We start from the raw sequence: 16,488 nt of genomic DNA on the forward strand, positions 1-16,488 counted from the left end.
CCGGCGCCGGAGCCCGCCCCGCGCCGGGGCGCCCCCGCGTTCGTCAGCGCGGGGACGCACCGGCGCCGGGACACCGCCCGGCCCGCCGCCCCGGCGATCCCGCGCCGGGGAGGCGAAGACCTGTCCTAGGCGCGGTACGCCGCCCACTGGGCGCGCATCCGGGAACCCTGGCCGGGGGTGAACTCGTACATGCACGGGTCGTGCGAGTAGTCCATGAAGTTGTGGATCGGGTCCTGGCCGGCGGCGGTGCAGGTGTCGCGGCCCGCCGGGCAACCGCTGGCGGAGCTGGCCTCGGCCGGGGTGTCGCTGACGTAGTCGCCGGGCGAGCACCCGTTGTCGAAGGTGTGGTACAGCCCCATCCAGTGCCCGACCTCGTGGGTGGCGGTGTCACCCTCGTTGAAGTTGGTCTTCGTGCCGCCGGGCAGGCTCTCGTTGAGGATGACGACGCCGTCCATGGCCAGGCTCGGGGCCTCGCCGGGCAGCCAGGCGTAGCCCAGGTTGCGGCTCAGCCCGGTGACGTACAGGTTGAGGGTGCCCATCCCGCCCTCGTGCAGGGCCCGCTTGGCGCCGGACTCGGCACTGGACTTGTCCATGTCGTACCACCTGCTGTTCACGGTGCGGGTCGTCTTCGTCAGGCTGAACTGGAAGCCGTGCGAGGCGAACGCGGCGTTCAGGGTGCTGATCTGCGAGGTGACCAGCGACTGGGGGATATTGCCCCCGGCGCGGGTCTGGTCCTTCATGATCACGTGCACGACGGTCGGCACGGTCACGGTCGCGGCCAGGCCGGCCGTACCCGTCGAGGTCCTGCCGCGCAGCAGCGTCGCGGTCCGGGCCTCGTGGTCGCGGACCTGCGCGGGGGTGAGCTGGCCGCGCTCCGTGCCCTGCGAGCCGGGCAGCTGCCGCAGCGTGGAGGCCGGCTCGCAGGCGCCGGTCGCCGCCGCGGTGCCGGCCGTCGCGACACTGCCGCCGACACCGGCGAGAGCGAGCACGAGGGTACTGGTGACGGCGGCCAGTCGGGCCGCCCTGAGGGGAAGACGCATGGTGACTCCTGGTGCGTGTGTCCGTGGCTGGAGGGATGACCACGGTCGAGGTACCCACGCTAGGGAACGCAGCCTTTACGGCACCTTATGGAATCCTCAATAGAATGTCAGGGGATTCCCGCCATCCGACGGAAATCCTCTAGTCCTCCGCGAGCCGCGAGACCACGTCCCCGGCATTGTCCAGCGCGCCCTCGACCCACCCGGGGTTCCTGCTGAACGCGCACGTGCTGAGCAGGATCCGCTCCGCGACCCGCACGCACCCGGGCCCGACCGCGGGCGCGCCCCGCCCCAGGTACGTGACGCCCGCCGGCCAGTAGCGGCACACCAGGTCCGTCAGGCCGACCAACTGCGGGAGTCTGCGCCCCACCGCCTGCTCGATCCGCGCGGCCACCTCCCGGTGGAAGGTGCGGGTGTCGGCGGCCCGGAGCCGGTTGAGCAGGTCGGCGTTCGCGCTGTCGCAGTAGAACGAGACGGTCCGGCCCGCCGAGTCGAAGAAGATCTTCTGCAGCTCGTTGTCGGCGACGACACAGACCTGGTCGAGGTCGTACCGGTGCCACCACGCGTCGTGGAACACCAGGTACCCCTTGAACATGGGCACGTCCACCAGGTGCGGGTACCAGTCGAATCCGGCCGGGTCCACGGGCAGCCGGATCGCAGGGACCGCGCCGGGCGGCACCGCCAGGACGAGCTGCTCCACCGCCAGCACCTGCCGGGAGCCGTTCCCCGCCAGGATGTCGAGGTCCAGCCCCCGGGTGCTGTCCCGCACCCCGACGAGCCGCGCCGGCTGCAGGAACCGCACCCCGGCGAGGCGCAGGTACTCCCGGATCCCGCGCACCAGCGCCCCGAGCCCCGCCACCGGCGTCCGCCACGACCTCCGGTACTCCTCGCCGCGGAACACCTCGGGATGGGTCGTGACGATCTCCAGGCCCCACGGCGCGGAGAACCGGTGGTCGCGGAGCAGCCCGTACCCGGTCAGCGCGCAGAACCGGTCGGCCGCCGGGGCCCCGAGCACCTCGGACAGCGCCTCCAGGAAGCTGCCCCCGTGCCCGGCGAGCGCGGACAGGTCCGCCGCCGCGAACCGCGCGACCTCGTCGCCGGGGTGCCGGACCCGGTAGACGTACGGCTTGGTGCGAACGTCGAACCGGCCCAGCAGCTCGTGCAGCAACGGATGGAGCAGCGGGGTGTACCGCGCCGCGCCCAGGTCGCAGACCGCACCCTGCGGGCTGGTGTGGGTCTGGATCCGCCCGCTGCCCGGCTCCGCGTCGAGGACCGTCAGTTCGGGGCCGGCCACCAGCCCCTTGTCCAGCAGTCCGAGGGCCACCCCCAGGCCGCCGATCCCGCCGCCGACGACCGCCGTCCGCCTCGTGTGCAAACCGGAACCGTCCCTGAGTCGGGGCGGCGCCGTTGCCGCCCGTGTCGGTGTCCGCGCGGAGTGGTCGCCGCGACGGCTGTCCGGCCGCCGGTGCGGCGGACAGGTCAGGGGGCCGAGTATCAATTGCCTCGTATTAAGAGCACCGGAGTATTTCCTCAAATTTCGCTCAGGAACGTCCTCAGTGGTACTGATCACCACGGTGCTCCGAGCCGGCCCGGCGGCACGGGCCGGCCCTCGGCACGGACCCGGTCAGCGCTCGGCCGCAACCCTGAGGTTCCCCAGCCAGGCCGTCAGCGAGGCGTCGAGGGCCGCGCGCAGCCCCACGGGGTCGGCGTCGACCGGCGGCCCGGCCCAGGACTCCTCGGTGGTCACCAGCGTCCCGCCGTCGGCCGGCGCGAAGGTCCACACGTGCACCCCGTCGATGCCGTGCGCGGGCCCGCCCCACACGATCCGCGCGCCGGGGACCAGCTCCAGCACGGTGGAGGCGATGTCCAGGCCGTGGGTGTGCCAGTGGAAGGTCGCGCCCTCGGCCAGGGGCCCGGCCAGCCGGGCGGTGGTGATGTCGGTGTTCCAGGCCGGCCAGGCCGCGATGTCGGTGTGCAGCCGCCACACGGCCGCCGGGTCCGCCGCGATCAGGACCTCGTGTCGGACGAGTACGGGCGCGGTGCGGTCGATGTCGGTCATCAGTTCTTCACCTCGTCGGCGATCCAGGAACCGTGGATGCCGGCCGGCACCCGACGGGGCAGTTCCACCACCGCGACCGGCGCGGCGGACAGGTCGCCGGCGTCGAGCACCAGCAGTTCGGAGGTGTCGCGGGCGAGGTCGCTGACGAGGGTGAGCAGGTACCCGTCGTCCTCCGCCGTGGCACCGGCGGCGGGCACGAACACGGCCTCGCCGGGCATCCGGTCCCGCCCGATCGGCAGCAGGTGCCGGGCGCCGGTCTCCAGATCGAACTTCGCGATGTGGTACTCCGTGAGGCCGGCCCCCGGGAAGGCGACCGCGTAGCCGTACCGGTGCGCGTGGCCGAGCAGGCCCTCGTTGATCGCGGGGAACTCGGTGACCAGGTCGTCGGTGGCCTCCTCGCGGACCGTGCCGGCCGTCAGGTCGAACGTCCACCGGTGCCCGACGGAGCCGACCCCGGGCTCCACGCCGTGGCCGGGCGCGCCGACCCACCACTTCCAGGACGTCTCCCACGCCGAGCGGTCGTAGCGCGGCCCGTCCAGGACGATCCGGCCGGCGGCGTCCTCGTAGGCGTTGGCGACGTGCAGCAGCGCCCCGGGCCCCACCTCGAACCACTGGACCCTCGCCGGGCCGGTGCGCGGCATGATCCCGATCCGGGGGGTGTACGAGTCGCTCCACCGGTAGGGGATGCCGGACTGCTCGGCGTGGTCGAACACCACCGGCAGGTCCAGCCAGATCACGTGGTTCGCGGTGAGGCCGAAGTCGTGCATGAGCGAGGGCCCCGCGCCGTCGACCACCTCGGTGCGGATCAGGTTCCCGGCCGCGTCGGCCACGTGGTACGTCAGGTGCGGCGGGAACGGGCCGTACCCGAAGAAGTGCAGTTCCCCGGTGACCGGGTCCTCCTTGGGGTGCGCCGTCATCGCGGTCCGCAGCCGGCCCCCGAAGTCGTAGGCCCCGACGGTGTCCAGCTCGGGGGTGAGCTCGAAGGGCAGGTTGGCCTCCTGGAGCGCCAGGATCCGGCCGCCGTGCCCGATGACGTTGGTGGCTGCCCCGCTGGACGCGAGGTTCGGCACCCCGTCGGCACCGATGTACGGCACGCCGTCCAGGGCCGGGGTGCGCACCCAGCGGTTGCGGTACCACTCGGCGCGCCCGTCGCGCAGCCGCAGGCCGTGCACCATGCCCGAACCCTTGAACCAGTGCGGCGGGACGACGCCGGGCAGCGGGTTGTGCCCGTTGCGGAAGTAGCGGCCGGACAGCTCCGGCGGGAGGGTGCCGCGCACGGTCAGGCCCTGGGCGGTGATCTCGTCGACGACCGGCTCGTAGTGCCCGGTCAGGTACGGCTTGGTGGTCATCGGGTTCTCCTCGTGGTGATGGCGACGGTGAGGCTGGCGACCGCGGCGAGGACCGCCCCGGTCAGGAACGCGGCGGCGTGACCGGCCGCGAGAGTCGATGGGCCCTCGGGCAGCCCGGAGGTGCCGGCCTGGGCGATCGTGGTCATCAGCGCCAGGCCGAGCGCGCCGCCGACCTGCCGGGTGGTGTTGACCAGCCCGCCGGCCGTCGCGGCGTCCGCCGGGGCCGCGTCGCGGGTGGCCAGCCCGGTGAGGCCGGTGAACGCGACCCCGATCCCCGCGCCGAGCAGCAGGGTCGGCCCGAGCAGATCGGCGGCGAACGTACCGGCCACGGGTGCCCGGGACAGCCAGGCCAGGCCGAGCGCGATCGCCGCGAGGGCACCGGTGACGGCGGCCCGGGCGGGCAGCCGGGGGGCCACGGTGGAGCCGACGACGATCATGGCGGCGAGCGGGAGCTGGCCGAGGGCGGCGGTCAGCGGGGTCTGGCCGAGCACCTGCTGCTGGTACAGCGGCAGGAAGTAGAACAGGCCCACCCACACGGCGCCGAGCAGCGTCATCGCCACGTTCGCACGAGTGGTCGCGCCGGTGGCCAGCAGCCGGGGCGGCACGAGCGGGGCCGGGCCGCGCCGTTGCCGCCGGACGAACCAGGCCAACGCGGCCAGACCGAGAACCGCTGATCCGAGGACCGCGGGGGAGCCCCAGCCCCGGGTGCCGCCCGCCGACAGGGCGTAGGTGACGGCGACCAGGCCGGCGGTGACGGCGAACGCGCCGGGCCAGTCGAGGGCCCGCCGGTCGCCGGCACGGTCGGTTCCGGGCCGGGCCGGTGTGCGCGGGTCGCCGGTGGGCTGGCGGGTTCCGGGCCGGTCGGCGGGCAGTGCGAGGGCGCGCCGGGCGGTGGTGGGCCGGTCGGCGGGCAGCAGCAGGAGGGCCGCGACCAGCGGCGGCACCGCGAGCCCCGCCGTGACCAGAAAGATCGACTGCCAGCCGAACGGCCCGGTGAGCAGCCCGCCGAGCAGCACCCCGGCTGCGCCGCCCGCCCCGGAGGCGGCCCCCCACACGCCGAGCGCCCGTCCGCCCCCGCCGGGCGGGAACAGCCCGAGGGCCAGGGCCAGCGCGGCCGGCGCGAGCAGGGCGGCCCCCAGGCCCTGGGCGGCCCGGGCCGCGAGCAGTTGCGTCGGCCCCTCGGCCAGTCCGGCGGCCAGCGAGGCGACCGCGAACCCGGCCAGGCCCAGGGCGAACAGCCTGCGGCGGCCGTACAGGTCGGCCAGCCGTCCGGCGGCCAGCAGCGGCGCCCCGAAGCCCAGGACGTAGGCGGTGACCACCCAGGACAGCGCGGTGGCGTCCAGGCCGAGCCCGGCGCGGAGATCGGGCAGCGCCACGTTGACGCTGGACACGGACAGCACGACCAGGAACTGTGCGGTCGCGAGTGCCGCGAGAGCGGGACCCCGGCGAGTACTCATCACGGACCTTTCTTGTGAGTGGTTGATTACTCACACCATGGGCGAAAGAAAAGGCCGCCCGGAGCGACCTCCTCGAAGACTCAGTAGTGCCGGATGCCGGCGAGCAGGGTGCGCGCCCACGGCGCGTCGACCTCCTCGGCGCCCATCGCCATCGTCATGTTGCACAGGAAACCGGTGGCGAAGAAGCCCTGCACCTCGGTCTCCGAGCCGCCGGACGCCGCCCGGGCGTACTCGACCAGCCGCGCGTACATGTCCCGCACGGCCACCCGGATCGGCGGCTCCGAGGCGGCGCACGTGGCGTGCATCAGCACCATGAGCACATCCCGGTCCACGATGAGCTGCGCGTACGCGTTACCCATCGCGCCGAGCACGGCCCCGGGCGTGCTGCCGGTCGCCCCCGCCGCCCCCTCCGCGAGGCGCTCGCGGATCAGCCGTGAGCAGTGGTCGACCACCGCGACGAACAGCGACTCCTTGTCGGGGAACAGCCGGTAGACGTACGCCTGGGAGATGCCGGCGACCTTGGCCACCTCGGCGGTGGTGGTGCCGTAGTAGCCCCGGGCGGCGAACGCCTGCACGGCGGCGGCCAGGACCTCGGCGCGGCGCTCGTCGGCGGTGGACAACTTCCTCATGGGAGTAATTAACCACTCACACATGCCCCTGTCAAGTCCGCAGCGAATTTGGTGATCTCCGGGCTCAACCTGAAGGTTCGGCTTCGACGACGGCAGCCGACCCCGCTGGTGCGCCTGGCCCATGCGACCGACCGACGCCACCCCGTGGGTCGCGGCGATCGTCTTCTACATCGTCGGGCTGCTCGCGCTGGCGACCACACCGTGGCACCTGAGCGCACTCGGCCGGTCGCGCGCCCGACGCCCGATACCCGAAGCGGGACTCGGCCCGCACGGCGCCGCACCAGAGACACCCGCCGCGCCACACGCACCGACCGCGCCACAGGCACCCGCCGCGGCGGCGGAGGCACCCAGCTCGACCATGCCGTCCGCTCCCCGGCAGGTGCCCACCGAACTGTGACATCCGGGGCCCGGCCGGCGGCCGGTGTCCTAGGCTCGAAGGCGGCCGGGTGACGGCCCGGCCGCCGGACGCTGTCGTGGGGATGGTGCGTATGTTCGACGACCTGACCGCCCTGTTCGTCAACTGCACCTTGAAGCGCTCCCCGGAGCTGAGCCACACCGGCGGCCTGATCGGGATCAGCCGGGCGATCATGGCGAAGCAGGGGGTGGCGGTGTCGGAGATCCGGGCCGTCGACCACGACATCGCCACGGGCGTGTGGCCGGACATGACCGAACACGGTTGGGCCACCGACGAGTGGCCCGCGCTGTACGAGCGGGTGATGGCCGCCGACATCCTCGTGATCGCCGGCCCGATCTGGCTGGGCGACAACAGTTCCGTCACCAAGCGGGTGATCGAACGGCTCTACGCGTGCTCCAGCCTCCTCAACGACGCCGGCCAGTACGCGTACTACGGCCGGGTCGGCGGCTGCCTGATCACCGGCAACGAGGACGGGGTCAAGCACTGCGCGATGAACGTGCTCTACAGCCTCCAGCACCTGGGCTACGCGATCCCGCCGCAGGCCGACGCCGGCTGGATCGGCGAGGCGGGCCCCGGCCCGTCGTACCTGGATCCGGGTTCCGGTGGTCCGGAGAACGACTTCACCAACCGCAACACCACGTTCATGACGTGGAACCTGCTGCACCTGGCCCGGATGCTCAAGGACGCCGGGGGCTTTCCCGCGCACGGCAACCAGCGCTCGGCCTGGGACGCCGGGGCCCGCTTCGACTTCCCGAACCCCGAATACCGCTAGCCTCCGCCCGCCGACCGCGTACCGGTGCACTGTCGGGCTCCTGTCACACCTCCGTCGGACGTCCCCGACCGATCTAGTGTGGAGTCACGCCTCTGTCATCCTGCGGTTACGCGAACGAAGACTGGCGACTAGTGAGGTACGGCTGTGCCTGAGTATGTGCGCGCTTCCCTCGGGGTCAAGGAAAAGCTGCTGTGCGTCGAGGTGGACCTGAGAAGGGACATCATCCAGGATCTGCTGCGCCAGCTCGACTCCGCGCCGGTGCCGGCCGTGACGGTCCCGGGTCAGCCCGGTCTCGGCGTCTACTCGGTGCAGGGCTACACGTTCACGTGTCGCCGGTTGTCCAAGAAGCAGGACAGGCGCGAGCTCGACGAGGTCGGGGCGGATGTCGGCTTCCTCATCGTGGACATGACGGAGCCGGGGGAGCAGCTGCTGCGGGCGCTGGGCGGCTAGCGACCAACCGCACCTCGACCGGATCGTGGGAGGCGGGCGGGCTCGCCGCGTAGGCGAAGACGATGATGCCCGCGATGACGACGGCCGCAGCCCAGGCCAGTCGGGTCCTGAGGCCCTGGAACAGGTACAGCGTGTAGTGGTAGTTGGCGCACTGGACCACCGCGCGGGCCGTCCGGCGCAGCTCGACGGACAGGTCCGTCGCGGCCGACCGCGCCTCGGCGGTGAGGTCCGGCCGGGCGAGTTCCCGGTGCACGTCCGCCAGCCGCCCGTGCAGGTCGGGCACGGAGCGGGCCACGTGCCCGTACAGCTCGTGCCGGGAGAACGCCAGCTTCTCCTCGATCACGCCGAGCTGGTCGCGGGGTTCGCGCTGGCGGGGGTCCGGCAGGCCGAACGTCTTCTCGGTGAAGCTCGCCAGGGTCAGCCACTCGTGGGTCAGCACGGCGGACGCCGACGTGATCAGGTGGGCGATCGTGGCGAGCGTGACGACCGCGGCGCCCAGGGCCACGTACAACCGCCAGGACGTGGCGGGCAACTGGCCGAGGTCGGTGAGCCCGAGCCCCGCCACCATCACGGCGCCGACGCCCGCCGACGCGGTGATCAGCCACTTGACGGCGGAGCGCAACGACTGGAGCTGGGGTTCGTAGCCGCCGACGCCCTCGGGGCCGCCCGGATCGTTGTTCGGCACGTGGCACCACCCCTGTCCGCGATCGTACACACCGTTGACAACGGTTGACAACGGTCTACGGTGGTACTGCGGACCGGAAGGCGGCTTCCGTCCACGAGAGGAGCGCCGCATGCGCAGAGTCAGCGTTCGTGACCTGTCCGGCGAGGTGATCGGCGACATCGGTCCGGGGGAGTTCCTCGGCGTCACGAACAAGGGCGCCCTCGCCGGGGTCCTCGTCCCGCTCAGCACGGAGATCCTGCAACGCCTGACGGACTTCGACGCGGAGGGCACCGCCGCCCGGGTCCACGCCGAGGAGGTCGGGCTCGCCACGGGGCAGCCGGCCACCGACCTGACGGACCTCCTCGACGAACCGCCCGGCGACCGGACCGGACCGGCCCCGTTCTCCCGGGTGAGCATCCGCGACCTGCGGGGCGAACGCCTGGTCGAGGCCGCCCGTACCGGGGAACGCCTGGTCGTCACCCGCGACCGGGTCGCCGTCGCGCTCTTCCTGCCCCTGAGCGACCGCTGGGTGGACAGCCTCGTCGAGTCGAGCGTCGCCCGCTTCCTCGGCGCCGGACCGGCCGCCGGGACGGTGGCGCCGGAACGGCCGGTCCTCGCGCCGCGCCCCGTTCCCCGTGGGCACACCGGCCGCCAGTTCCTCCGCCAGCGCGCGATCGGCATCCGGGTGATCGGCGACGCGCCCGACGCCCGCAAACGGCTGGTCGGCGTGGTCACGGACATGCTGGCCAACATCGTGGCCGGACCGCTCGAACTTCCCCTGGACAGCCTCGACGAGACGCACGTCTTCGCGCAGATCCTCACCCTGGTCGACTCGCTGCGCTCCCACATCGGGGAGGACGAGGACCTGTCCGGCGTCGGGGTGGAGATCGGCGGCCACGTGCACCAGGGCCGGGTGATCCGGTCGGCCAACGCGACCTGGGACCACTTCCCGCTCGCCGAGCTGCTGGCCCAGAGCCTGCGCCTGCCGGTCGCGCTGGAGAACGACGCCAACTCCCTCGCGCTGTACGAGACGAGCTTCCACGGGATCGACGACGACAACTTCGCCGTCGTGCTCGTGACCCACCTCGGGCTGGGGTGCGGCCTGGTCCTCAACGGCCAGGTGTACCGGGGCGGCCGGGGCATGGCCGGCGAGCTCGGGCACACCTCCGTCGAGTTCGAGGAGGCCGACGTCGTCCGCTGCCGGTGCACGAACCCGGGCTGCCTGGAGGGCGTGGCCACCCCGCGGGCGATCGAACTCGCGCTGCGGGAGCGGGACTTCGACGGGGACTTCCAGGCCGCGCTCCGCCGGGGCGACGAGGAACTCGTCCAACAGGTCTTCGCCCGGGCCGGCGCGGGACTCGGCCGGGGCATCGCCACCGTGCTCAACCTGCTCAACCCGACGACCGTGGTCATCTACGCGCCGCCGGAGCTGATCGGCCGGGCCCGGAAGTTCCACATCGACTCGGCGGACTTCGGGACGGGGTTGGCCGCCCGGTACACCGGGGCGATGGTCGAGACGATCCGTACCCACGCCTTCTCCGACGGGGCGGACGAGTGCCAGTTCTGGGTCCGCACCACCGCGGACGAACAGGGCGCGCGGGCCGCCGCCGCGTGCCTCATCCACCAGGTCCTCCAGCAGTCGACGGCCGACCGGACCGGCCAGTCCGCGCGCCGGTAGCAGTCCTACCGCCCGGCACCACCAGAGGTAGGGAGAGGTTCGATGAACCGTTCGAGCGCGCAGCTCGCCGCAGGGAACCGGCCGGACAGGGTCGCGATCGGCCTGGACATCGGCGGTACGAAGATCGCGGGCGGGATCGTCACCGCGGCCGGCACCCTGGTGGAGACGCTCCCACCGGTCCCGACACCCGGCGACCAAGAGGGCACGCTGGACGTGCTGCACCGCACGGTCGCGGAGCTGCGGGACCGCCATCCGGAGGTCGAGGCGATCGGGGTGGGGGCGGCCGGCCTCATCGAGTGGCCCGACGGGCACATCCGCTGGGCCCCGAACAACGCGTACGAGAAGGTGCCGCTGCGGCGGATCCTGGAGGAGGCCAGCGGGCTCCCCGCGACCGTCGACAACGACGCGAACACCGCCGCCTGGGCCGAGGCCCGACTCGGCAGGTCGGCCGACTACATGCTGTTCCTCACCGTGGGCACCGGGGTGGGCGGCGGCGTGGTCCTCGACGGGGAGCTGTTCCGGGGCCGGACCGGGATCGGCACCGAGGTCGGGCACCTGATCGTCGACCCGCACGGCGGGGTGCGCTGCCCGTGCGGGAACATCGGCTGCCTGGAGGCGCTGGCGTCGGGCTCGGCGCTGCGGCGCTACGGCATGGAGGCCGAGCTGGCGCGCCCGGGCGGCCCGCTCGTCACCGGGCCGGCCGTGACCGGCGACGCGATCTTCGCCGCCGCGCGGGCGGGCGACCCCACGGCGCTCGCGTTGTACGCGCGGCTCGGCGACTGGCTCGGGATCGGCCTCGCGTCCCTGGTCACCCTCTTCGACCTGGAGCTGATCGTCATCGGAGGGGGAGTCGCCGCCGCCGGGGAGCTGCTGTTCGCCCCGGCCAGGGAGAGCATGGAACGCTTCCTGTTCGCCCGCGGCCACCGGACCGAGCCCGTCATCGCGCCGGCCACGCTGGGCGTCGAAGCCGGCTGGGTGGGCGCGGGCCTGCTCGCCCTCGACCTGACCGCGTAGCGCTGGGTCCGGAGACCGAGCGGGTTGGCCCTGACCACGGGCGGGGCTTCTCCCGTGGTGCCGACCCGGGCGCCGGCCCGGGCGCCGGCCTGGCCGATCCGGCCGAAGTGGTCAATCTGGAAGAAGAACCGCGGGCCGGGGTTTGGGAGTCTGGGAGAGCTCCGGTACCAGGCGCCCCGCGTCCGGCCGGAGCCGGAGTCGTGTTGCGGGCGGCGTACCCCCGCGCCGGTCGACGCGTTGAGAGCGCGGGGGCCGCTCGCGGTCGCCGCGACCGGAAGACAGGAAATGGCGGAACGAACATGACTGGGAGGACACCATGAGCGACTTGTCCGGCAGGACCACGATCGTCGTCGGTGCGAGCCGCGGCGTGGGCCGTGGGATCGCCACCGCCTTCGCCGAGGCCGGCGCCCCGGTGGTCGCCGTGTCCCGCACGGCGGTGACGTTTCCCGAGCCGTCCAACGGCGCCGGCAGCATCCAGTCGGAGGTCGTCGACGCCGGTCGGGCCACGGTGCCGGCCAGCCTCCTCGACCGGTACGAGCCGCAGGTCGTCGTCATCGTCGCCGGCGCCGTCCCGCACATGCGGCCGTTGCAGGAGCAGACGTGGGAGACGTTCTCGGTCAACTGGGAGACCGACGTGCGGATCACGTTCCACTGGCTGCGCGAGGTCCTGCTGACGCCGCTGCGCCCCGGCAGCAGGGTCATCGTGGTCAGCAGCGGTGCGGCGTTGGCCGGTTCCCCGCTCAGCGGCGGCTACGCCGGGGCCAAGCAGACCCAGCGCTTCATCACGGGGTACGCGCAGGACGAGGCGAACCGTGCCGGCCTGGACATCACGTTCACGACGGTGCTGCCCAGGTTCTCGCCGACGACCGGGGTGGGTGAACCCGCGGTGCGGGCGTACGCGGCCCGGGCCGGCCGGTCGGTGGAGGAGTTCCTCCAGGCGGCGGGCCCGCTGGTGTCCCCGGAGGGCGCCGGCGCGGCGCTGATCGAACTGGTCCAGGCGGACGCGGCGGCGGTGGCTCCCGCGTACATGCTGAGCGGGGCAGGGCTGCAGAAGCTCCCCTGAGCCGGAGGTGGGTACGGGGCGGGCCGCGTCACCGGGTCCGCCCCGTACCCGTGCGCGGGCGGTGTGGCGCCGGGGCAGAGGCCCGACCACCGGCACCGCCGTACCCGTCCGGTGTTCCGCTCTACCCGGCCAGTCGGGCCGCCGGCCGTCAGGTGCCGGAGACCGGGCCGGCTATCGGGCGGTGTGTTTGAGGATCGCCGGCACGACCACGTCCCACTGCGCGCGGGGGAACACCTCGTGACCGGTCCGCGTCAGCTCGATGAGCCGCGCGCCCGGGATCTCCGCGGCCAGGGCCCGGCCGTGCGCGAGGGGGAACAGCGGATCCTCGGTGCCGTGCAGGACCAGGGTCGGCGCCGTGATCGCCCCGAGCCGGTCCCGCCACGGCGCGCCCGCGTCGATCAGGAACGGGTTGGTCAGCTGCGCGGCGATGTCCACGCTGCGGTCGGCGACCCGGGTGGCCTGCTCCCGCACCGCTTCCTCGTCGAACTCGGCCATGAAGGGCCGCTCCGCCTCCACCAGGTACTCGATCACGGCGGTCCGGTCCGTCCAGTCCGGACCGGGCCCGGACCCGGCGGCGAACACGTCCAGCAGCGCCTGGGTGATCCCGGGCAGGTCGGGGCTCTCGTGCCCGGGCCCGCCGGGGGTCGACGAGGCGAGGGTGAGCGACGCGACCAGGTCGGGATGGTCGAGCGCCAGCAGCTGGCTGACCGCCGCGCCCTGCGACATGCCGAGCACGTGCGCGCCGCCGGTCAGGCCGAGCCCCGTGATCAGGCCGGCTGCGTCGGTGACCAGGTCCCCGAGCCCGTAGCCCGGCTCGCCGACCGGGAACGTCGTCGACAGGCCGGTGTCGCGACTGTCGAACCGGGTGACATACCGGCCGCCCGCGACCAGCCGGTCGACGAAGTCGTCCTCCCAGGCCAGCAGCGAGTGGCCGGCCCCGTGCAGCAGCAGGATCGCCGGGTCGGTCGGCGCCCCGAAGGACTCCACGCACAGTTCCACACCGTTGACCTCCACCACGGACCCCTCTCCGTCAGCCGTGCCAAGGACTCTATCCGCGGGGTACGACGCTCCCGCTCAGTCCGCCGGGATCCACCCGCGTTGGACGGCGCGGATGCCGGCCCGGAACCGGGTACCGGCGTCGAGCCGCTCCATCAGTTCGGTGACCCGGCGGCGGACCGTGCGTTCCGTGACGCCGAGGGTGTGCGCGATCGCGTGGTCCCGCATGCCGGCGGCGAGCAGCGACAACAGGTGCCGGTCCCGCTCGGGCAGCTCCTCGCCGGGGCCGGCCGATCCGATCGGGGCGGCGCGTCGCCAGAGGTCCTCGAACGTCGCCACCAGCGCGTCGAGCAGCGGTGAGGGCCGGACCAGCAGTCTGACCTCGGGGTCGGGGTCGCTGGAGGAGGCGAGCAGGATGGCGAGCCGGCGGTCGGCGATGGTCATCTTCGGGCCCGCGTGCCGGTGCAGGCGGGCCTCCTCACCGGCGCGGACACAGTCCCGCATGAACGTTCTGGCCTCGCTCTCGACGAGCGCCGACGGGTGGTAGACCGCCCGGAACTCCACCCCCCGCGCCAGCGCCGACAGTTCGAGGTCGTTGGGCGCGGGATGGGCGTCGATGTAGGGGGCCGAGTCGACCAGCAGGACCTCGGACCGGGCGGTACCCGTCACGAGCGCGAGCGCGCTGAGCACCGCGTCCCGCCCGCGCACGACCTCGACCGGGCTGTCCGCCGTCGACGAGGCCGCAGGGCGCAGGTCGGCCGCCAGGTCCTCGACCTTCAGTTGCAGGTCGAGCAGTTCCCGGCGGCGCTGCTGGATGAGCTGGGTGACGGCGATGTCCGGGTCGACGGGAGCGAAGTCCGGCCGGTCGTACGAGGCCCGTTGGACGAGCCCGTGACCGGACAGCGAGTCGAGCGCCTCCGCCACGGCGTCGAACGGCAACGACATGCCGGCCGCGAGGCCCGCCGCGTCGCCCCGGCGGAGGCGCAGCAACTCCCGGTAGACGGCGTCCTCGACGGCGCCGACCCCGAGTGCTTCCAGCAGGTGTGCCATCGGGCTCCTCCGGACATCGACAGTCATTCCTCCGCCGCTTCCGGACAATGTCCGGAACTCCCCTGCCGCGACCCCCGTTCGCGGCCCTACGCTGCCGCGATCCCCTCAAGCGAAGGAACCGCGAGTATGGCAGACAAACCGCGCCGGAGAATCCTCCTCGCGCTCAGCGCCACGTCGATCGTGATCGCTGCGACCCTGACGAACGCCGTGTCCGCACCGGGCGCGGTCGCCGCACCCCCGCCCGCCGCCGTGGCCGCTGTCGACACGGACGGCGACTCCCTGCCCGACAGTTGGGAGACCAACGGCTACGACGCCAACGGCGACGGCGTCATCGACGTCAACCTGCCGGCGATGGGCGCCAAACCCAACAAGAAGGACATCTTCGTCGAGATGGACTTCATGAGCGGCCGGCTGGCCTCCGCCACCGCGTTGGACCGGATCGTGGCGGTCTTCGCCGCCGCGCCGGTGAGCAACCCGGACGGCACCACCGGCATCAAGCTGCACCTCGACGCGGGTTCCGCGCGCGGCACCGCCTACAACCTCGGCGGCGGCAACCAGGTGCCCTACGACAGCAACCTGCAGCCGGCCGAGTCGCAGACCAAGACCATCAAGACCGCGAACTTCGACGCCAAACGGGCCGCTGTCTTCTACTACATGCTCTGGGCCGACGACTACGACGGCAGTTGCAGCAGCGGCAACGCCTTCGCGATCCCGAACGACACCTTCATCGTCACGATGGGCCCGCGGTGCGACTGGACCGTGACCGAGGACATGAACGTCGGCACGTTCATCCACGAGCTCGGGCACACCCTGGGGCTGATGCACGGCGGCGTCGACCACGTGAACTACAAGCCGAACTACCTGAGCGTCATGAACTACGCCTTCCAGTTCGAGGGTGTGCCGAAGGTGTCCGGAAGCGCCTACTTCGGCTATTCCGACTTCGCCCCGCCGGCCCTGAACGAGACCAGCCTCCGCGAGAGCCTGGGCCTCAACACCCCCGAGGCGTCCGGCTGGCGGACCCAGTGGATCTGCCCGAACGGCACGACCCGGACCAGCGGCGCGGCCAACGGCCCCATCGACTGGAACTGCGACGGTGACACCGCCGACACGGCCCGGACCGACATCAACGACGACAACCGGGTCAGGACCCTCACCGCGCAGGACAACTGGGCGTCGATCGTGTTCGGCGGCGGCGCCGTCGGTGGAGGCGGATCGAGCCAGGGCCTGCGGACCGACGAGGGGTTGCGGGAGATGACCAAGCACGACTGGGCGCGGATGCACGGGCACAGGTGAGTTCGGCCGCCGCGGCTGTCACGTCCCGACGGTCGCGGCGGACCGCACCCGCAGTGGAGGGAGGCCGTACACCGCCAGGCCCTGGTCCAGGCCGAGCAGGCTGGTCTCCTCCTCCCAGCCGGGCCAGCGTAGGTCCGCGTAGAACTCGGTGGTACCACCCGCGGCGATCCGCGACAGCCACTGGCCGTGTGCTCGGACGGGGTCTCACTGCGCGGCCGACGGCGCACTCCCGCCGAATTGGCGTTCGTGGCTACATCGGGGGAGTGTTCGGGTCGTCGTACTCGCGGCGCTCGGTCACCACCGCGCCCCTGCGTCGGTTCCAGAACGCGAAGAAGAAGATCAACCCTGCCGCTCCGGCGGCCATCAGGATCCAGCCGACGAGTCGGATGTCGATCCCGGCGACCTGCCAGTCCACGGCGAACGCGAGAATCGCCCCCACCGCGATCAGAAAAATGCCAGCTCCAATACCCATACCCCAGATGTACCCAGATCCGTGAACCCTGAATCGAACCGACAGGTCGACGGCTGCGACCGACCCCACCTCATCCCGACTGGTCGTGCG

Annotated in this window: 16 protein-coding genes and 1 pseudogene; 6 read left to right on the forward strand and 11 right to left on the reverse strand. The window is 72.7% G+C overall.

Translation table 11 applies throughout. From position 1 onward, the window contains the following. Positions 1-125 precede the first annotated feature (125 nt). From PT931_RS29600 to PT931_RS29625, 6 genes are all read right to left on the reverse strand, one after another. Positions 126-1,040: a zinc metalloprotease gene (locus PT931_RS29600; RefSeq protein WP_456249006.1), complete on the reverse strand. Its 915-nt coding sequence runs from the start codon at positions 1,038-1,040 to the stop codon at positions 126-128. 139 nt (positions 1,041-1,179) lie between these two features. Beyond that, a complete protein-coding gene (locus tag PT931_RS29605) occupies positions 1,180-2,412 on the reverse strand; it encodes an FAD-dependent oxidoreductase (RefSeq protein WP_456249007.1) in 1,233 nt (410 codons plus the stop codon). A 249-nt stretch (positions 2,413-2,661) separates the two neighbouring features. Further along, a complete protein-coding gene (locus PT931_RS29610; RefSeq protein WP_456249008.1) occupies positions 2,662-3,096 on the reverse strand; it encodes an SRPBCC family protein in 435 nt (144 codons plus the stop codon). Next, on the reverse strand, positions 3,096-4,445 hold the full coding sequence (locus PT931_RS29615; RefSeq protein WP_456249009.1) for a carotenoid oxygenase family protein: 1,350 nt from the start codon (positions 4,443-4,445) through the stop codon (positions 3,096-3,098). The genes PT931_RS29610 and PT931_RS29615 overlap by 1 nt, the downstream gene beginning before the upstream one ends. Further along, positions 4,442-5,902, reverse strand: coding sequence for an MFS transporter (locus tag PT931_RS29620; protein WP_456249010.1), 1,461 nt, complete (start codon positions 5,900-5,902; stop codon positions 4,442-4,444). The genes PT931_RS29615 and PT931_RS29620 overlap by 4 nt, the downstream gene beginning before the upstream one ends. 80 nt (positions 5,903-5,982) lie before the next feature. Further along, positions 5,983-6,531, reverse strand: coding sequence for a TetR/AcrR family transcriptional regulator (locus PT931_RS29625; RefSeq protein WP_456249011.1), 549 nt, complete (start codon positions 6,529-6,531; stop codon positions 5,983-5,985). Positions 6,532-7,019: 488 nt separating this feature from the next. Between PT931_RS29625 and PT931_RS29630 the strand changes: the two genes are divergently transcribed. Next, on the forward strand, positions 7,020-7,718 hold the full coding sequence (locus tag PT931_RS29630; RefSeq protein ID WP_456249012.1) for a flavodoxin family protein: 699 nt from the start codon (positions 7,020-7,022) through the stop codon (positions 7,716-7,718). Between the two features lie 144 nt (positions 7,719-7,862). Continuing rightward, a complete protein-coding gene (locus PT931_RS29635; protein ID WP_456249013.1) occupies positions 7,863-8,168 on the forward strand; it encodes a hypothetical protein in 306 nt (101 codons plus the stop codon). On the opposite strand, the gene PT931_RS29640 is transcribed toward PT931_RS29635, so the two are convergent. Beyond that, positions 8,113-8,853, reverse strand: coding sequence for a hypothetical protein (locus tag PT931_RS29640; RefSeq protein ID WP_456249014.1), 741 nt, complete (start codon positions 8,851-8,853; stop codon positions 8,113-8,115). The genes PT931_RS29635 and PT931_RS29640 overlap by 56 nt on opposite strands. Positions 8,854-8,962: 109 nt before the next feature. Between PT931_RS29640 and PT931_RS29645 the strand changes: the two genes are divergently transcribed. From PT931_RS29645 to PT931_RS29655, 3 genes are all read left to right on the forward strand, one after another. Next, on the forward strand, positions 8,963-10,510 hold the full coding sequence (locus tag PT931_RS29645; RefSeq protein ID WP_456249015.1) for an ROK family protein: 1,548 nt from the start codon (positions 8,963-8,965) through the stop codon (positions 10,508-10,510). Positions 10,511-10,552: 42 nt separating this feature from the next. After that, complete coding sequence (locus PT931_RS29650; protein WP_456249016.1) at positions 10,553-11,524, forward strand: ROK family protein; 972 nt, start codon at positions 10,553-10,555, stop codon at positions 11,522-11,524. Positions 11,525-11,840: 316 nt separating this feature from the next. Further along, positions 11,841-12,587, forward strand: a complete 747-nt coding sequence (locus tag PT931_RS29655; RefSeq protein ID WP_456249017.1) for an SDR family NAD(P)-dependent oxidoreductase — start codon at positions 11,841-11,843, stop codon at positions 12,585-12,587. Positions 12,588-12,758: 171 nt separating this feature from the next. Here PT931_RS29655 and PT931_RS29660 read toward each other — a convergent pair whose 3' ends face one another. Both PT931_RS29660 and PT931_RS29665 read right to left on the reverse strand, forming a co-directional pair. After that, positions 12,759-13,604, reverse strand: coding sequence for an alpha/beta fold hydrolase (locus PT931_RS29660; protein WP_456249018.1), 846 nt, complete (start codon positions 13,602-13,604; stop codon positions 12,759-12,761). A 57-nt stretch (positions 13,605-13,661) separates the two neighbouring features. Continuing rightward, the gene (locus tag PT931_RS29665; protein ID WP_456249019.1) at positions 13,662-14,633 is read right to left on the reverse strand and encodes a LuxR C-terminal-related transcriptional regulator; all 972 of its coding nucleotides are present in this window, start codon (positions 14,631-14,633) and stop codon (positions 13,662-13,664) included. A gap of 126 nt (positions 14,634-14,759) precedes the next feature. Here PT931_RS29665 and PT931_RS29670 point away from each other — a divergent pair, with 126 nt between their 5' ends. Beyond that, positions 14,760-15,926: a hypothetical protein gene (locus PT931_RS29670; RefSeq protein ID WP_456249020.1), complete on the forward strand. Its 1,167-nt coding sequence runs from the start codon at positions 14,760-14,762 to the stop codon at positions 15,924-15,926. An 18-nt stretch (positions 15,927-15,944) separates the two neighbouring features. Here the strand turns inward: PT931_RS29670 and PT931_RS29675 are convergent. Together PT931_RS29675 and PT931_RS29680 are read right to left on the reverse strand one after the other, a co-directional pair. Further along, positions 15,945-16,106 (reverse strand): annotated as a pseudogene (locus PT931_RS29675) (DUF2625 family protein); the annotation flags it as partial. Between the two features lie 70 nt (positions 16,107-16,176). Further along, on the reverse strand, positions 16,177-16,398 hold the full coding sequence (locus PT931_RS29680) for a DUF6458 family protein (RefSeq protein ID WP_456249021.1): 222 nt from the start codon (positions 16,396-16,398) through the stop codon (positions 16,177-16,179). Between the last annotated feature and the right edge of the window lie 90 nt (positions 16,399-16,488).

The organism is Longispora urticae, assembly GCF_053902585.1.